Annotated in this window: 10 protein-coding genes and 1 rRNA gene; 2 read left to right on the top strand and 9 right to left on the bottom strand. The window is 71.9% G+C overall.

Features of this window, described 5'->3' with window-relative positions:
* Positions 1-208: 208 nt before the first annotated feature.
* From ACGF12_RS08580 to ACGF12_RS08550, 7 genes are all read right to left on the bottom strand, one after another.
* Complete coding sequence (locus ACGF12_RS08580) at positions 209-706, bottom strand: CinA family protein (protein WP_393027271.1); 498 nt, start codon at positions 704-706, stop codon at positions 209-211.
* Positions 703-1,341 carry a CDP-diacylglycerol--glycerol-3-phosphate 3-phosphatidyltransferase gene (gene pgsA / locus ACGF12_RS08575; RefSeq protein ID WP_393027269.1) on the bottom strand — a complete coding sequence of 213 codons (639 nt, stop codon included), beginning with the start codon at positions 1,339-1,341 and terminating at the stop codon, positions 703-705. Before pgsA ends, ACGF12_RS08580 begins: the two co-directional genes overlap by 4 nt.
* Complete coding sequence (gene rimO / locus ACGF12_RS08570; protein ID WP_393027267.1) at positions 1,338-2,843, bottom strand: 30S ribosomal protein S12 methylthiotransferase RimO; 1,506 nt, start codon at positions 2,841-2,843, stop codon at positions 1,338-1,340. Before rimO ends, pgsA begins: the two co-directional genes overlap by 4 nt.
* 97 nt (positions 2,844-2,940) lie before the next feature.
* A complete protein-coding gene (locus ACGF12_RS08565; protein ID WP_393027265.1) occupies positions 2,941-3,801 on the bottom strand; it encodes a helix-turn-helix domain-containing protein in 861 nt (286 codons plus the stop codon).
* A 261-nt stretch (positions 3,802-4,062) separates the two neighbouring features.
* Positions 4,063-6,741: a DNA translocase FtsK gene (locus ACGF12_RS08560; protein WP_393027263.1), complete on the bottom strand. Its 2,679-nt coding sequence runs from the start codon at positions 6,739-6,741 to the stop codon at positions 4,063-4,065.
* Between the two features lie 170 nt (positions 6,742-6,911).
* A complete protein-coding gene (locus ACGF12_RS08555) occupies positions 6,912-7,547 on the bottom strand; it encodes a response regulator (RefSeq protein ID WP_393027261.1) in 636 nt (211 codons plus the stop codon).
* Positions 7,548-7,870: 323 nt separating this feature from the next.
* A complete protein-coding gene (locus ACGF12_RS08550; RefSeq protein ID WP_393027444.1) occupies positions 7,871-12,484 on the bottom strand; it encodes a HAMP domain-containing protein in 4,614 nt (1,537 codons plus the stop codon).
* Positions 12,485-12,981: 497 nt separating this feature from the next.
* Between ACGF12_RS08550 and ACGF12_RS08545 the strand changes: the two genes are divergently transcribed.
* Entirely contained in the window at positions 12,982-15,528 is a 2,547-nt protein-coding gene (locus tag ACGF12_RS08545) for a SpoIIE family protein phosphatase (protein ID WP_393027259.1), read from the top strand.
* Between the two features lie 254 nt (positions 15,529-15,782).
* Entirely contained in the window at positions 15,783-16,346 is a 564-nt protein-coding gene (locus tag ACGF12_RS08540) for an acetate uptake transporter (RefSeq protein WP_387629426.1), read from the top strand.
* Here ACGF12_RS08540 and ACGF12_RS08535 read toward each other — a convergent pair.
* Both ACGF12_RS08535 and rrf read right to left on the bottom strand, forming a co-directional pair.
* The gene (locus ACGF12_RS08535; protein ID WP_393027257.1) at positions 16,339-17,181 is read right to left on the bottom strand and encodes a phosphatase PAP2 family protein; all 843 of its coding nucleotides are present in this window, start codon (positions 17,179-17,181) and stop codon (positions 16,339-16,341) included. The genes ACGF12_RS08540 and ACGF12_RS08535 overlap by 8 nt on opposite strands.
* A gap of 61 nt (positions 17,182-17,242) precedes the next feature.
* Positions 17,243-17,329: ribosomal RNA gene (rrf, locus tag ACGF12_RS08530) — 5S ribosomal RNA — on the bottom strand; the annotation flags it as partial.

Genomic DNA, 17,329 nt, shown 5'->3' with positions numbered 1-17,329 from the left:
GTCCCCCTCCTCGTTCCGGTGTCACACCCGGGTTCGCGGGCCCCTCGTGGTACCCGACGCGACCCACCCGGCCACCATCACGCAACTCGTTCGCCATCTGGTATCTGCCCAACCAGGACCTCGGATGTAACACGATCCTCCAGCAGTGCCATACCCGCGCGTGCCGGTTCGACAGATCTCGGTTCGGTGGAGATCCTCCGCCGGGCCCCTATCGAGCGAGCCGGCCGACGAGCAGCTCCAGTGCGGCGGTCACCGCCCCGTGACGGATTGTGGCACGACCACCCGACAGCAGGGGCGAACTGACCAGAGTTCCCCCCGGGCCGGCCACCGCCAGGTGTACCGTGCCGACCGGCTGACCGTCCTGCGGGTCCGGACCGGCCACCCCGGTCGTCGCGAGCCCGTACGTGGCTCCCAGCAGCCCCCGCACGCCCTCGGCCATCTGCCGTGCCACCACCGGGTGCACCGGACCGTACACGTCCAACAGGCCCTCGTCCACACCGAGCACCGAGGCCTTCAGCTCGGTCGCGTAGGCGGTGACCGAGCCGCGGAAGGTCGCGGAGGCCCCGGGGACGTCCACCAGCGCGGCGGCCAGCAGCCCGCCGGTCAGCGACTCGGCGACGGCCAGGGTGCCCCCCTGGGCCCGCAGCGCGGTGTGCGCCCGATCGGCCAGCTCGTAGTCCGTCACCCGGTCTCCCCCGTCGCTCACCGGTCCGCGCGCTCCGCGGCCGTTCCCTCGCGGCGCAGTCGCAGCGCCTGTCCGATGTAGTCCAGCGCGGTGGCGACGGTGAGCACCACCGCCAGGGCCATCAGGACGGCCCGTCCGGTGGCCAGCCAGCCGGTCAGCGGCAGGACGTACATGCCGACCGCGGTGCCCTGGGTCAGCGTCTTGAGCTTGCCGCCGCGGCTGGCCGGGATGACCCCGTAGCGGATCACCCAGAAGCGCATCAGCGTGATGCCGAGCTCGCGGGCCAGGATCACCACGGTGACCCACCAGGGCAGGTCGCCGAGCAGCGAGAGGCCGATCAGCGCCGAGCCCATGATCGCCTTGTCGGCGATCGGGTCGGCGATCTTCCCGAAGTCGGTGACCAGGCCCTTGCGGCGGGCGAGTTCACCGTCGAACAGGTCGGTGATCATCGCGATCGCGAACGCGGCCCAGGCGACGGCGCGCCACTTGGGGTTGTGCCCGCCGTCGGCGAACAGCAGCGCCACGAAGACCGGGACCAGCAGGACCCGGACCATCGTGAGCACGTTGGCGATGTTCCAGACAGCCGGCGCCGGCGGAAGGGCGGCCGCCGGTCTGCCCGGGTGGGCCGCGGCCGGGGCGCCGGGCCCCTTGGTCATTCCCCGACTCCCGGAGCCTCGGCCCCCGAAGTCCTGGGCAGTCGCACCCGCTCCAGCGCCTCGGCGATCAGGTCGACGCCCTCGCTGGCCACCACGGTGGCCCGCCAGAACTGCCCGACCTCCGGGTTCTCGACGCCGTTCAGGGTGGTCAGGCCGTCGGTCTCCGGAGCCTGGTGGGCGGAGCGGCCTTCGACCACGCCGTCCTCGACCGACTCGATCAGCACCTCGACCTCGGTGCCGATCCGCTGCTCGGCCCGCTGGGCGGTCATCTCCTCGGCGAGGCGGCTCAGCCGGCTCAGCCGGTCCGCGACCACGTCCTCGGGCAGCTTGCCGTCGTAGGTCGCGGCCTCGGTGCCCTCCTCGTCGGAGTAGCCGAAGACGCCGATCGCGTCCAGTCCGGCGTGGGTGACGAAGCGCTCCAGCTCGGCGTAGTCCTCCTCGGTCTCCCCGGGGAAGCCGACGATGAAGTTGGACCGGGCGCCGGCCTGTGGGGCCTTGTCGCGGATGGTCTTCAGCAGCTCCAGGAACTGGTCGGTGGAGCCGAAGCGGCGCATCCGGCGCAGCACGGCGGGCGCCGAGTGCTGGAAGGACAGGTCGAAGTACGGCACCACGTCGGTGGTCCCGGTCATCGCGTCGATCAGGCCCGGGCGCATCTCGGCGGGCTGCAGGTAGGAGACCCGGACCCGCTCGACGCCCTCGATCGCGGAGATCTCGCCGAGCAGCGTCTCCAGCAGCCGGATGTCGCCGAGGTCCTTGCCGTACGAGGTGTTGTTCTCGCTGACCAGGACGATCTCGCGGACGCCCTGCTCGGCCAGCCACCGGGCCTCGTGCAGGACGTCGGAGGGGCGGCGGGAGATGAACGAGCCCCGGAAGGCCGGGATGGCGCAGAAGGAGCAGCGCCGGTCGCAGCCGGAGGCGAGCTTGACCGAGGCGACCGGGCTGTCGTCCAGCCGCTTGCGCAGGGTGCGCGGGCCGGAGGCGGGCGCGAGGCCGTCGGGCAGGTCGGCGATCGGCTCGGCGGCGGCCTCGGCGCCATGGCCGGGCAGCGCGACGGCCTCCGCGGCGGACTGCCGCTCGGCGGGGCTGATCGGCAGCAGCTTGCGGCGGTCGCGCGGGATGTGCGGGGCGTGGTGGCCGCCGGAGAGGATGGTCTGCAGGCGGTCGGAGATGTCGGCGTAGTCGTCGAAGCCGAGCACGCCGTCCGCCTCGGGCAGCGCGTCGGCGAGCTCCTTGCCGTACCGCTCGGCCATGCAGCCGACCGCGACGACGGCCTGGGTGCGGCCGTGGCCCTTGAGGTCGTTGGCCTCCAGCAGGGCGTCCACGGAGTCCTTCTTGGCGGCCTCGACGAAGCCGCAGGTGTTGACGACGGCGACGTCCGCCTCGGCGGCGTCGTCGACGAGCAACCAGCCGTCGGCTTCCAGTCGCCCGGCGAGTTCCTCGGAGTCCACCTCGTTGCGGGCGCATCCGAGCGTGACAAGGGCGACAGTGCGGCGTTCAGGCATAGGCCCAAGATTAACGCGCGGCCTCCGGTGCCGTTCGCCCCGGAGGCCGTGTGCCATGGATCAGCTGATCATCAACGGCCCTCGACGGCCCCTGTGGTCAGCCAGCCTGCGGGTCTCCGGGGGTGTACGTGACGTGCACCACCTGGCCGTCCTTGCCGAGAACTCCGAGGTCCTTGCCGTTGACGTACGCGTGCACGGCCCCGCCGTTGCCGAGCACCAGCTTGATCTGCTTCGGGTCGGTGAAGGTCTGGTCCTGGCCGTCGCTGATGTTGTTCTGGAACAGCGACTTGCCGTTGCCGTCCATCGCCGAGACCCAGCTGGTGCCCTGGGCGACCAGCTTCACGGTGACCTTGTCGGCCGGGACGGCGGCGATCGCGGCGGCGCTCGGCGTGGGCGCCGGCGGCTGGACGGCGGGCGTTTCCGGGGCGACCGAGCCGGTGCCGGCGCCGCTGGGCAGCGGCGCGCTGGCGGAGCCGGTGGTGCCGTGGCTGCCCTTGCCGCTCACCAGGTTGAAGCCGATCAGCGCGACCACCGCGACGATCGCGGCGACCATGGCCGCCGCCCAGTTCGGCCGGCCGCGGCTGGGCACCCTGATCGGGCCGCTGTCGATCAGCTGGGTGGCCGGGCGCTTGGCGGCCGGCGAGCCGCCGTGGCCGGCGTCGTAGCGGGCGACCAGCGCCTCGCCGTCCACGCCGACCGCGCGGGCGATCGAGCGGATGTGCCCGCGGGCGTAGAAGTCGCCGCCGCAGCGGTCGAAGTCGTCCTCCTCGATGGCGTGGACGATCGGCACCCGCACCCGGGTCGCGGTACTCACCTGGTCCACCGTGAGTCCCGCCTCGATCCGGGAGGCGGACAGCACCCGGCCGATGCTCGGGGCATCGGCCGCCTGCACCGCGTCGTCGGTCGGCTCGACGGACGACGGGGTGTTCTCGCGGTCGGAGGACTTGCCGATGGTCACGGGGCACGCCTTTCGAGCGGATGGCCACCTGCTGGAGAACAGTGTAGGGGCGTGGACGGATCGTTGCCCAAGCAGAAACGGGACGGAATGCGCGCGCCCGTTCCGACCGGGGGCCGACCCCCCGCTGACCGGTCGTCAGCGGGGACTCGCGGGGACCCGGAGTGTGCTTTCCGGCCTGTGCCGCGGTGTACGGACGTTCGGCTCCCCACACCGCGCCTACCCTCCTCCGAACGAGTGAACACACCCGGAGGGCACGGCCCGTCAGCCCCGCAGGGTCATCAGCACGCCGTCCAACTCGTCCGGCTTCACCAGGACGTCGCGGGCCTTGGAGCCCTCGCTCGGACCGACGATCCCGCGCGACTCCATCAGGTCCATCAGCCGGCCCGCCTTGGCGAAGCCGACCCGGAGCTTGCGCTGGAGCATCGAGGTCGAGCCGAACTGGGTGGAGACCACCAGCTCGGCCGCCTGGATCAGCAGGTCGAGGTCGTCGCCGATCTCCTCGTCGATCTCCTTCTTCGGCCCGGCCCCGGCCATCACGTCGTCCCGGTAGACGGCGCTCAGCTGGTCCTTGCAGTGCTGCACCACCTTGGCGATCTCCGCCTCGGTGACGAACGCGCCCTGCATGCGGACCGGCTTGCTCGCGCCCATCGGCAGGAAGAGCGCGTCGCCCTTGCCGATCAGCTTCTCCGCGCCGGGCTGGTCCAGGATGACCCGGGAGTCGGCCATCGCGGAGGTCGCGAAGGCCAGCCGGGACGGCACGTTGGCCTTGATCAGGCCGGTGACCACGTCCACCGAGGGCCGCTGGGTGGCGAGCACCAGGTGGATGCCGGCCGCGCGGGCCAGCTGGGTGATCCGGACCACCGAGTCCTCGACGTCGCGCGGCGCGACCATCATCAGGTCGGCCAGCTCGTCGACGATCACCAGCAGGTACGGGTACGGCCTCAGCTCCCGCTCGCTGCCCAGCGGCGGGGTGACCCTGCCGGCCTTCACCGCCTCGTTGAAGTCGTCCACGTGCCGGAAGCCGTACGCCGCGAGGTCGTCGTAGCGCAGGTCCATCTCGCGCACCACCCACTGGAGGGCCTCGGCGGCCTTCTTGGGGTTGGTGATGATCGGCGTGATCAGGTGCGGGATGCCCTCGTACGCGGTCAGCTCGACCCGCTTGGGGTCGACCAGGACCATCCGCACCTCGTCCGGGGTGGCCCGGGCGAGGATCGAGGTGATCAGGCAGTTGATGCAGGACGACTTGCCGGCGCCGGTCGCACCGGCCACCAGGATGTGCGGCATCTTGGCGAGGTTGGCCATCACGGTGTGGCCCTCGACGTCCTTGCCCATGCCGACGACCATCGGGTGGGTGTCCTCCGCGGCCGTGCGCGAGCGCAGCAGGTCGCCGAGGTTGACCATCTCGCGGTCCCGGTTGGGGATCTCGATGCCGACCGCGGACTTGCCCGGGATCGGGCTGATGATCCGCACGTCCGGGCTGGCCACCGCGTACGCGATGTTCTTGGCCAGCGCGGTGATCCGCTCCACCTTGACGGCCGGGCCGAGCTCGACCTCGTAGCGGGTGACCGTCGGGCCGCGGGTGAAGCCGGTGACCTTGGCGTCCACCTTGAACTCGGCGAAGGTGCCGGTGAGCTGGGCCACCACCTCGTCGTTGAGGGCACTGCGGGCCTTGGCCGGGCCGCCGCGCTCCAGCAGGTCGAGCGAGGGCAGCGCGTAGGTGATGCCCTCACCGAGCTGGAGCTGCTCCATCCGCACCGGCGCCGGGCCGTGCTCCGCGGGCGCGCCCGGTCCGCCGCTGCGCGCGGCCGGGACGGCGGGCTCCTCCGGCGCGGCAGTGAGGTCCTTGACCTGGTGCATCATGTCCGCCACCGCGGAGGAGGCGGGCACCCCGTAGACCAGCGCGCCGTCCAGGTCGGCGGCCGCGCCGGCGGCGAGGTCGCGGGTGGCGTACGGGTCCGGCGGCTCCTTGTCGAGCGAGACCCGGACGGCCTCCGGCTGCTCCTCGTCGTCGACGCTCTGTTTGCGCCGCCGACGGCGACGGCGGGCGGCCACCTCGTCGGTCGGGTCTTCACCGTCGGTGTCCAGGGTGAACGGCATGGCGTCGGGGTCGGCGTCCTCCGGCGGGTCGGTGGACAGCTCGCGCTCCGGCGTACGCCCCCAGCGCAGCTCGTCCTCCGGCCCGGGCTCGATCACGCCGAGCCGTACGAACATCCCCCGCACCCGCTCGCCGATCCGGTTGACCGGGGTGGCGGTGACCACCAGCAGGCCGAAGAATGCCAGCAGCAGGAGCAGTGGCACGGCCAGCGCCGGCCCGGCGGCGGCCATCATCGGGGTGGACGCGGCCCAGCCGATGATCCCGCCGGCCGCCCTTATCCGGGAGGCCCCGCTGCCCATCATGGGCGCGCCGCACCCGATGTGGACCAGGCCGAGGACGCCGACCAGCAGCGCGCCCAGCCCGATCACGATCCGGCCGTTGGCCTCCGGCAGCTCGGGGTGGCGCCAGAGCCGAATCGCGATCCCGGCCAGCAGGAACGGCACCAGCACGTCGAGCCGCCCGAACAGCCCGGACACCACGGCGGTGGCCGCCTCACCCAGCCAGCCCTGCGGGCTGAACCAGGTGCCGGCGGCGGTCACCATCCCGAGTGCGAACAGCACCAGGCCCAGACCGTCCTTGCGGTGGGCCGGGTGGAGGTTCTTGGCGCCGTCGCCGACGCCGCGGAAGATCGCGGCGATCGGGCTCGCCAAGGCGTTGAGGAGCCGCATCAGCCCCGAGCGGGACGGCGGTGGCGGCGGGGCCGACTTGGCCGCCGCCTTCTTCGCGGGCGCCCTGCGAGCTGCCGCCTTCTTCGCGGGCGGCTTGCCCGGGGCCTTCACCGCGGCCTTCTTGGACGGTCCCGGAGTCGACTTACGTGCCGCGTTCCCGGGCGTGCGAGTGGCCATGGGTCAGCAGCCTACCGGTGTGGACCACCGGTGCACATGCGGCCGAGCCGGAGCGCCTGGACGTGTCGCAGACACATCGTCACGCTGACCGGCTTTCACCCGGCCGCACCGTCAAACCACCCGAACGGCCCAACGCGGGGCGCCGGCTCCGCGCGCGCCCGGCGGACGTCCTACGAGCTGCCCGGGCGCATCGCGTCCAGGGCCCGGCGCAGGCCGACGAGCTTGCGCTCCAGGTGCGCCGCGGTGGCGGCCACTCCGGCGTCCTCGACCCCGTCCAGCTGCTTGCCCAGCGCCTCCGCCTGCTCCTCGACCGCCGCCAGCCGTGCGGACAGCTCGCCCAGCAGCGCCCCGCCGAGGGCCGGCTCGCCGCCGCCTGCCTCCAGCTGCAGCCGCAGCAGCGCGGCCTGCTCCTTCAGCTGGCAGTTCTTGACGTACAGGTCGACGAAGACCGAGACCTTGGCCCGCAGCACCCACGGATCGAAGGGCTTGGAGATGTAGTCCACCGCCCCGGCCGCGTAGCCGCGGAAGGTGTGGTGCGGCCCGTGGTTGATCGCGGTGAGGAAGATGATCGGGATGTCCCGGGTGCGCTCGCGGCGCTTGATGTGGGCGGCGGTCTCGAAGCCGTCCATGCCCGGCATCTGGACGTCCAGCAGGATCACCGCGAAGTCGTCGGTCAGCAGCGCCTTGAGCGCCTCCTCGCCGGAGGCGGCGCGCACCAGCGTCTGGTCCAGGGCGGAGAGGATCGCCTCCAGCGCCAGCAGGTTCTCCGGTCGGTCGTCGACCAGGAGGATCTTCGCCTTCTGCATGGGGGCCCGCCCTCCTGTCGCCTGCCTGCCGCCCGGTGAAGGCACCCGCGTAATGCCCACCGCTACCCCGGTCATGCTAGCCGCACCCCCTCGCCCGGCACATCGCTCCGTCGGGACCCGATCCGGAGCGGCGCGCAGTCAGTGCTCCGGCGCACGCTCACCCGTGTGTCGCCGTCCGGTCACTGTTCGCAACGATCGGTGACCCTACCGGGTTCCCGGGCCCGTCCGCCAGCAAACCGACCGACCGGCAGGCGTGAACCCCGGGGCCCGGCCCGGAGTTCACGCCGCACGGAACGCACCTTTCGACGGCTCGCTCGCTTCACTCACTCACGCCCGCGCTCCCCGTTCAACCACTCGTGCATCACCGACAGCAGGTGGTCGGTCTCCACCGGCTTGGTGATGTGGTCGGTGGCGCCCGCCTCCAGCGACTTCTCGCGGTCGCCCTTCATCGCCTTGGCGGTCAGCGCGATGATCGGCAGCCCGGCGAACTGGGGCATCCGACGGATCGCCTCGGTGGTCGCGTAGCCGTCCATCTCCGGCATCATGATGTCCATCAGGACCAGCGCCACGTGCTCGTGCTGCTCCAGCATCTCGATGCCCTCGCGGCCGTTCTCGGCGTACAGGACGGTCAGGCCGTGCTGCTCCAGCACGCTGGTCAGGGCGAACACGTTGCGCACGTCGTCGTCCACGATCAGCACCTGCTGGCCGTCGAAGCGGGTGTCGCCGCGGACCGGCCGGGGCTGCTGCGCGGGCTCCGCCTGGCGGGGCGCGGCGGCGCTCTCCAGGGCGGCGCTGCGCCGGCGCTCCAACGCCCCGCGGCGGCGCTCCTCGGCCAGCTCCCGGACCTCCTGGGCCCAGTGGTCGGCCGGGTTCTCACCCACCGGCACCGGCAGGCCCACCGGGGTCACCCCGACCGAGGCGCGCGGCACCGGCTGGTTCGCCGTCCCCGGGCGCTCGGCCGACCGCTCGGCGGCGGCCTCCGGGGCGTCGGTGCGCAGCGGCAGGTAGAGCGTGAAGGTCGAGCCCTTGCCCAGCTCGCTCTCGGCGTGGATCTCGCCGCCGAGAAGCCGGGCGATCTCGCGGCTGATCGACAGCCCGAGGCCGGTGCCGGCGTACTTGCGGCTGATGGTGCCGTCGGCCTGCTTGAACGCCTCGAAGATCTCCCGCAGCTTGTTGCCGGGGATGCCGATGCCGGTGTCGGAGACCGAGAAGGCGATCAGCTCGTCGTCCGGGCCCTGGATCGAGCCGAACTCCAGCAGTCGCTCGCGCACGTGCTGGGGGACGTCCCGGCCGGCCGCGCTGATCGAGAAGTCGACGCCGCCGGTCTCGGTGAACTTGACGGCGTTGGAGATCAGGTTGCGCAGCACCTGCTGGAGCCGCTGCTCGTCGGTGTGCAGGGTGACCGGCAGGGCGGGCGAGACCCGCACCGCGAAGTCCAGGTTCTTGTCCACGGCGACCGGCTGGAAGGTGGCCTCGACGTAGTCGACCAGCTGGACCAGGGCGATCCGGGCCGGACGGACGTCCATCTTGCCCGCCTCGACCTTGGACAGGTCCAGGATGTCGTTGATCAGCTGGAGCAGGTCGGAGCCGGCGCCGTGGATGGTGTCGGCGAACTCGACCTGCTTGGGCGAGAGGTTGCCCTCGTTGTTGTCGGAGAGCAGCTTGGCCAGGATCAGCAGCGAGTTGAGCGGGGTGCGCAGCTCGTGCGACATGTTGGCGAGGAACTCGCTCTTGTAGCGGGAGGCCAGGGCGAGCTGTTCGGCGCGCTCCTCCAGGACCTGCCGAGCCTCCTCGATCTCGCCGTTCTTGATCTCGATGTCGCGGTTCTGCTGGGCGAGTTGCTCGGCCTTCTCCTGCAACTCCTCGTTGGTGCGCTCCAGTTCCTCCTGGCGCGCCTCCAACTCGGCGGATCGCATCGACAGCTCGGCGGTGAGCCGCTGGGATTCCAGCAGCAGGCCCTCGGTCTTGGTGTTGACGCTGATGGTGTTGACGGTGACGCCGATCAGGTCGGCGATCTGGTTGAGGAAGTCCAGCGCGACAGTGGTGAAGGAGCTGAAGGTGGCCAGCTCGATCACACCGAGCAGCCGGCCCTCGAACTGCACCGGCAGCACCACGATGTGGGTCGGCGAGGCCTCACCGAGGCCGGAGGCGATCTTGAGGTACCCGGGCGGCGCCTCCTTGACGATGATCGCCCGCTTCTCCACCGCCGCCTGGCCGATCAGCGACTCGCCGGGCCGGAAGGTGGTCGGCATCGCCCGCCGCTGGTAGCCGTAGCTGCCGATCAGCCGCAGCACGGTGTCGTTCTCGTCGTCGTCCTCGGTGATCAGCTCGGCGGTGCGGCCGGCCGGCTGGGCCAGGAAGAAGGCGCCGTGCTGGGCGGAGACCACCGGGGTCAGCTCGGTCATGATCAGCGAGGCGACCGCCTCCAGGTCCCGGCGGCCCTGGAGCAGGCCGGAGATCCGGGCCAGGTTGGTCTTGAGCCAGTCCTGCTCCTGGTTGGTGCGGGTGGTCTCGCGCAGGTTGGCGATCATCTGGTTGATGTTGTCCTTGAGCTCGTCGAGCTCCCCCGCGGCGTCCACGTCGATCCGCAGGCTCAGGTCGCCCCTGGTCACCGCGGTGGCGACCTGGGCGATCGCGCGCACCTGCCGGGTCAGGTTGTTGGCCAGCTCGTTCACCGACTCGGTGAGGTCCTGCCAGGTGCCGTCCACGCCGGGCACCCGGGCCTGGCCGCCCAGGCGCCCGTCGGTGCCCACCTCTCGGGCGACCCGGGTGACCTCGTCGGCGAAGGCCGAGAGCTGGTCGACCATGGTGTTGATGTTGGTCTTGAGCTGGAGGATCTCGCCGCGCGCGTCGACGTCGATCTTCTGCGACAGGTCACCGCGGGCGACCGCCGTGATCACCAGCGCGATGTTGCGGACCTGGCCGGTGAGGTTGTTGGCCATCTGGTTGACGTTGTCGGTCAGGTCCTTCCAGATGCCGGCCACGCCCGGCACGCTCGCCTGACCGCCCAGGGTGCCGTCGGTGCCCACCTCGCGGGCCACCCGGGTGACCTCCACCGCGAACGCGGACAGCTGGTCGACCATGGTGTTCAGGGTCCCGGCGAGCGTCGCGATCTCGCCCTGGGCATCGATGGTGATCTTCTTGGAGAGGTCGCCGCGGGCCACCGCGGAGGCAACCTCGGCGATGTTGCGCACCTGACCGGTCAGGTTCGACGCCATGAAGTTGACGTTGTCGGTCAGGTCCTTCCAGATGCCCGACACCCCGCGCACCCGCGCCTGGCCGCCCAGGATGCCCTCGGTACCCACCTCGCGCGCCACCCGGGTGACCTCGTCGGCGAAGGCCGACAGCTGGTCGACCATCGTGTTGACGGTGGTCACCAGCTCCAGGATCTCGCCCCGGGCGTCGACGGTGATCTTCTTCGACACGTCGCCGCGCGCCACCGCGGTGGTCACCTCGGCGATGCTGCGGACCTGGCTGGTCAGGTTGTTGGCCATCAGGTTGACGCTGTTGGTCAGGTCCTTCCAGGTGCCGGACACCCCGGGCACGCTGGCCTGGCCGCCGAGGATGCCCTCGGTGCCGACGTCCCGGGCCACCCGGGTCACCTCGTCCGCGAACGAGGAGAGCTGGTCCACCATCGTGTTGATGGTGTTCTTCAGCTCCAGGATCTCCCCGCGCGCGTCCACCTGGATCTTCTGCGACAGGTCGCCCTTGGCGACCGCGGTCGTCACCTGGGCGATGTTGCGCACCTGATCGGTGAGGTTGTTCGCCATGAAGTTGACGTTGTCGGTCAGATCCCGCCACACCCCGGCCGCCCAGGGCACCTGCGCCTGACCGCCGAGCCGCCCCTCGGTACCCACCTGACGGGCCACCCGGGTCACCTGTTCAGCGAAGCCGGACAGCTGGTCCACCATCGTGTTGATGGTGTTCTTCAGCTCCAGCATCTCGCCGCGCGCGTCCACCTCGATCTTCTGCGAGAGGTCCCCGCGCGCCACCGCCGTGGTCACCTGGGCGATGTTGCGCACCTGGCCGGTCAGGTTGTCGGCCATGAAGTTCACCGAGTCGGTGAGTTCGCGCCACACCCCGGCCACGCCCGGCACCTGCGCCTGACCACCGAGCCGGCCCTCGGTACCGACGTCCCGGGCCACCGTGGTGACCTGGGCGGCGAAGCTGTTCAGCTGGTCCACCATCGTGTTGACGGTGTTCTTCAGCTCCAGCATCTCGCCGGCCACGTCCACGGTGACCTTGCGGGACAGGTCGCCCTTGGCCACCGCCGTGGTCACCTGGGCGATGTTGCGCACCTGCGCGGTCAGCCGGCCCGCCATGGTGTTGACCGAGTCCGCCAGGTCCTTCCAACTGCCGGACACACTGCGGACCTTGGCCTGACCGCCGAGCTTGCCCTCGGTGCCCACCTCGCGGGCCACCCGGGTCACCTCGTCGGTGAACTCCGAGAGCTGGTCCACCAGTCCGTTGACGGTCCGCCCGATCTTCAGGTACTCGCCGCGCAGCGGGTGGCTCACCCCGTTGCTGTGCAGCGAGCGCAGCTCCATCTTCTGGTCCAGGTCGCCCTCGGCGATCGAGCTCAGCACCCGGCCCACCTCGGCCATCGGACGGGCCAGGTCGTCGATCAGCGCATTGCAGTTGTCGACGGCCGCCATCCAGGCGCCCTCGCCCGCACCGGTCTCCAGCCGCTCGTTCAACCGGCCCTCGCGGCCCACCGCCCGCCGCACCCGGGCCAGTTCACCGGTCAGGTGCTGGTTGCGCTCGGCGACCTCGTTGAACACCGCGGCGATCTCCGCCAGCGGCCCGTCGCCCGGAACCGTCAGCCGGCGACGGAAGTTGCCGTCCCGCATCGCGGTCAACGCGGCCAGCAGCTTGCGCAGATCGGCCGGCTCGGCGCCGCGGTTGTGACCCGATCGCCGGCCGGCCGCGCTCCGCAGCGCCGTCCCGGACCGTCCACCGCGCGGAGCGGGCGGCGTCGTACCGGTTGCGTCCTTGGTTGCGTCCTTGGTGGCCGAACTCAACGGGCCCCTCCCACATAGTGAACTGTCCGGTGACCGCCGTGCCGTACGGCACGCACCCGGGCACCGGCCCGGCTGGGCTGCGTACCGGCGGACCCCACGGCGCACCGGCACCCACACGACCGTACTGCTCCCACCAGCCGTCGCGGACCCCCCAGTCTGGCAGCACTGGCACCGGGTATACGGGTGGTTGCGCTCGGTTGGTACCGCACCGTCCGAAACAGGTGGGCAGAATCACCCCCAGGTGCCTGTTTCGCGGCCCCGCCCCCACGGGGAACCAAGCGGAAAGTAGGGTGGAGCGCTGCACCGGGCCGCGACCCGACCCAGCGACGCCGCCCACCCCGACGGCGCGCACGGGGAAGTCGGCGCCGCACCCCGAACAGCCAGGGCAAGAGCAGCAGAGGAGAAGTGGCAACGTGGTCACCGCGCGCGCAGCCGCCACCTTCGATCCCGACGGCCGGTCCGCGGCCGCCGCCCGGGGGTTCGTCCGGGACGCGCTGCTCGGCTGGGGCCTGCCCGAGGTCGTGGACGACGCCGTCGTCCTGGTCAGCGAACTGGTCACCAACGCCGTCGTGCACGCCGGCACCGCCGCCGAGGTCTGCTGCCTGCGCGAGGAGGAGACCGTCCGGATCGAGGTCACCGACCACCACCCCGAGCGCGGCCTGCCCTCGCTCGGCGACGGGCACCGCTACGCCGACCCCGACGGCGAGGGCGGCCGGGGCCTGCTGATGTGCTCCGCCCTGGCCGAGCGCTGGGGCGTCGAGTACGCGGCCGGGCAGAAGACCGTCTGGTTCCGGCTCACCCTGCCCGCCCACGTGGTCGGCACCCGCTACGCCGTCCCCGCCACCCCCGGCAGCGACCTGCCCAGCAGCCCCGGACCGGTGCACGTCGCCGTCGTCCAGCTCGACGAGGACGGCCGCGTCCTGGCCTGGAACCCGGACGCCGCGGCCCTCTTCCAGTACCCCGCCACCGCCGTCCTCGGCCGTCCCTGGGCCGACCTCGCGGTCTGGCCGCAGTCCCCCGGCCGCGGCCTCGGCCTCACCGACACCCTGCGGCTGGCCCGCTGGGAGGGCGGCTACGGCGTCCGCCGCGCCGACGGCGAGGAGGTCGAGGTGTACGGCGTCCAGGTGCGCGTGCGTGACACCGAGGGCGTTCCCTCCACGCTCTGCCTGCTCGTCCTCGAACCCGACCGCGCCGTGCTGCGCTCCCCCGCCCGCACCCTGCCCGGCGAGCGCCCCGACCCGACCGGCCCCCGGCTCGACCTGCTGGCCGGCCCGGTCGACACCGACGACCTCGACACCCTGCTGCAGCGCACCGTCGAACGCGCCCGCGACCTGCTCGACGCCGACGCCGCGTACCTGCTGCTCACCAGCGACGACGAGACCGAGTTCGAGCTCCGCGCCGCCGCCGGCCTCAACCACGGGCACCGCCGGCACGCCCGTTTCCCGGTCGGGACCGGCAACCGCTACGACTCCGCCCGGCTGCCCTCCGTCCACGAGGACCTCGCCGCCCGCCCCACCGGCCTGCCGCTGCTCGCCGACAGCGGCATGCGCTCCCTGGTCACCGTCCCGCTCAAGGTCGAGGGCCGGCTGATCGGCTCGCTCGGCATCGCCACCGCCGTGCCCGGCCGCTACGACAACGAGGACGCGCTGCGGCTGCAGTTCGCGGCCGACCGGGTCGCCCTGGCCGTCGAGAGCACCCGGCTGACCGAGCTGGAACGGCTGCGCCGCGGCTCGCTGTCCTTCCTCGTCGAGGCCTCCGACCTGCTGGCCGGCACGCTCGAACACGAGCAGACCCTCGCCCTGATGGCCCAGATGGCCGTCCCCACCCTCTCCTCCTGGTGCGCCGTCTACACCAACGGCGACCACGGCGCCTCGGCCGGCCTCGCCTTCGTCCTGCACGAGGACGAGGACCGGATCGACCCGCTGCGCGACCTGCTCGACAAGACCCCCGCCCCCGAGGCCGGCCCCACCCACGGCGTCCGATTCTGGACGGCTCCCGCCGGGACCGCCGAGGCCCTCGGCCTCACCGACGGCCCCGAACTGGCCGGACTGCTCGGCGAGACCGTGGTGCTGCCGCTGACCGCCCGCAACCGGGTCATCGGCCTGCTCGCGCTGGGCGTCCCGTCCGGCGTCCGCTTCCGCCAGGAGATCCTCGAACTCGCCGAGGACCTCTCCCGGCGGGCCGCCCTCGCCCTCGACAACTCCCGGCTCTACTCGGAGCGCACCGCCACCAGCCAGGCCCTCCAGCGCAGCCTGCTGCCCCCGGACCTGCCCGAGATCCCGGGCGTCGAGGTGGACGTCTACTACCAGGCGGCCGGCGAGGGCAACGAGGTCGGCGGCGACTTCTACGACCTGTTCACCATCCGCGAGGGCACCTACGGCTTCGCGATCGGCGACGTCTGCGGCACCGGCCCCGAGGCCGCCTCGGTCACCGGCCTGGCCCGGCACTCGCTGCGGCTGCTCGCCCGCGAGGGCCTGGACGCCCCGCAGGTGCTCCGCCGGCTCAACGCGGCCATCCTGGACGAGGGTTCGCGCAGCCGCTTCCTCACCCTGCTCTACGGCGAACTGACGCCCCGCCCGGACGGCAGCACCGAACTGTCCCTGGTCTGCGCCGGCCACCCGCTGCCGCTACGACTGCGCACCGACGGCCGGGTCGACCGGGCCGCCACCCCGCAGCCACTGCTCGGCGTCATGGACGACCTCGACCTCACCGCCGAGCACCTGGTGCTCTCCCCCGGCGAGGTCCTGCTCTGCGTCACCGACGGTGTCACCGAACGCCGCGAGGGGCGGCGGATGCTGGGCGACGACGGCCTGGCCGAGGTACTCACCGGCTGCACCGGCCTGACCGCCGGGGCGGTCGCGCTGCGGGTGCAGCGCGCGGTCGAGCGCTTCGCCCCGGAGCCGCCGTCCGACGACATGGCGATCCTGACCCTGCGGGTGCCGACCCAGCGCACCGCCTGACACGGTCACAAATTGTTATCTTCACAAGGGTACAAGCGAGTTGGGCCGGGTACACCGATCTAGCCGGGGAATCTCCCCCGGCGGGGACGTGACCAGCGGCTCTCCGCTGGCCCATCACTTCTGACCTCACTTCTGACCGCTGCCCGCGCACGCCCTTCGCCGTGCGCCCTCGGCGCGGTCGCGCGCATCCACTCACCGACACGACACCAAGCGTCACTGCGCCCTGCGCGCGCCCAGAGTGAAAGGAGCCTCCGGTGAGCAACGACGCTACCGGGGCATCGAACGCCCGCTCCACCGGAGCCGACGCGGGTAACCTCGGCTACCTCGCCCTCGGCCTGACACTGCTCGCCTACGGTCTGCTCTCCACCGGAATCCTGCACGGCGCCGGTGTCGGGGACGCGGCCCACCTCGCCCACCTGCTCGGCGGCGTCACCCTCTTCATCGCGGGCCTGTGGCAGCTCCGCCGCGGCGAGGGCTTCACCGGCACCGCCTTCACCAGCCTCGGCGCCTTCTGGGCGACCTGGTCGGTGGCGGGCGGCGTGAGCAAGAACGCGGCCGGACTGTTCCTGCTGCTGTGGGCCCTGCTCGCCCTCAGCCTCACGGCGGCCAGCTGGGGCGCCGGTCTGTTCAGTCGCGCCGTCTACGGTCTGCTGACGCTCTCCCTGGTGCTGTCCGCCATCGCCACCTTCGGTGGGTACGGCGGCCTCGCCAAGGCGGCCGGCTGGATCGCGGCCGTCTCCGGGCTCGTCGCCTGGTACTGGGCCACCTCCGCACTGAGCAACGGCTCCTGGGGGAAGGTCGCCCTGCCGGTCAAGTGATCTGCTTCAGTCGCTCCTCGGCACCACTGCGGGGTCGGGTCGCCGTCTCGACGGCGGCCCGACCCCGTCGGCGCGCCACCAACGCCAGGACGACGTAGGCGAAGAGCAGGATCGCAACGGCGACGATGCCGTCCGCCCAGAAGTGGTTGGCCGTCACCACGACCACCGCGACCGTCAGCACCGGATGCAACACCACCACCCAGCGGAACGGGCTCGGCGACACCCGCACCACCGCGACCGCCGCCAGCACGCACCAGGCGACGTGCACCGACGGCATCGCCGACAGCTGATCGGCCACCACCCCGCCGACCGCACCCCCGTACACCGACTGCCCGTACTCGGCGGCCACGTCGACGAACCCGCTCTGCGGCAGCATCCGCGGCGGCGCCACCGGGATGAACTGCACCAGCAGACAGACCGCGGTGGTGATCACCACCGTGTTGCGCACCCACGCGTAGCGCTCCCGGTGCCGCAGGAACACCCAGAGCAGCACAGCAAGCATCACGGCGAAGTGCATGACCGCGTAGTAGTAGTTCGCCAGCCTCACCAGCACCGGGTACGGCGTGATCGCCGCCTGCCAGGACGCCTCGTTCGGCAGTCCGATGATCTGCTCGGTGTGGTGGATCCAGCTCGCCCGGTCCAACGCGTGGTCGGCGCTCATCACCGACAGGTGCCCCACCAACTGCCAGAGCGCGAACAGCGCCAGCAGGGTGCCGGCCTCCCGCAGCAGCGCCGAGACCCCCGGCTTCCGGACCCTCGCGGCGACGTACGCACCACCGTAGAGGCCGACGGCGGCACCCCCGGCGGACTGCCAGGTCAGGGTCAGGTTCTGCATTGGCAGAGGTTAACGCAAAAAGACCCCCTCCCGAATGGGAGGGGGTCTTTTTGGAATGATTGTTCGGCGGCGTCCTACTCTCCCACAGGGTCCCCCCTGCAGTACCATCGGCGCTGTGAGGCTTAGCTTCCGGGTTCGGAATGTAACC

The sequence above is a fragment of the Kitasatospora sp. NPDC048296 genome (genome assembly GCF_043201815.1).
Lineage (GTDB): Bacteria > Actinomycetota > Actinomycetes > Streptomycetales > Streptomycetaceae > Kitasatospora.
Note: the sequence above shows the minus strand (reverse complement) of the source record. Positions and strands in the feature narration are given on the sequence as shown.

Bases quoted from the DNA above. Each gene is read 5' to 3' on its own strand.
- rimO (WP_393027267.1), bottom strand. From the start codon at position 2,843: ATGCCTGAACGCCGCACTGTCGCCCTTGTCACGCTCGGATGCGCCCGC.
- ACGF12_RS08560 (WP_393027263.1), bottom strand. From the start codon at position 6,741: ATGGCCACTCGCACGCCCGGGAACGCGGCACGTAAGTCGACTCCGGGA.
- ACGF12_RS08535 (WP_393027257.1), bottom strand. From the start codon at position 17,181: ATGCAGAACCTGACCCTGACCTGGCAGTCCGCCGGGGGTGCCGCCGTC.
- pgsA (WP_393027269.1), bottom strand. From the start codon at position 1,341: ATGACCAAGGGGCCCGGCGCCCCGGCCGCGGCCCACCCGGGCAGACCG.
- ACGF12_RS08555 (WP_393027261.1), bottom strand. From the start codon at position 7,547: ATGCAGAAGGCGAAGATCCTCCTGGTCGACGACCGACCGGAGAACCTG.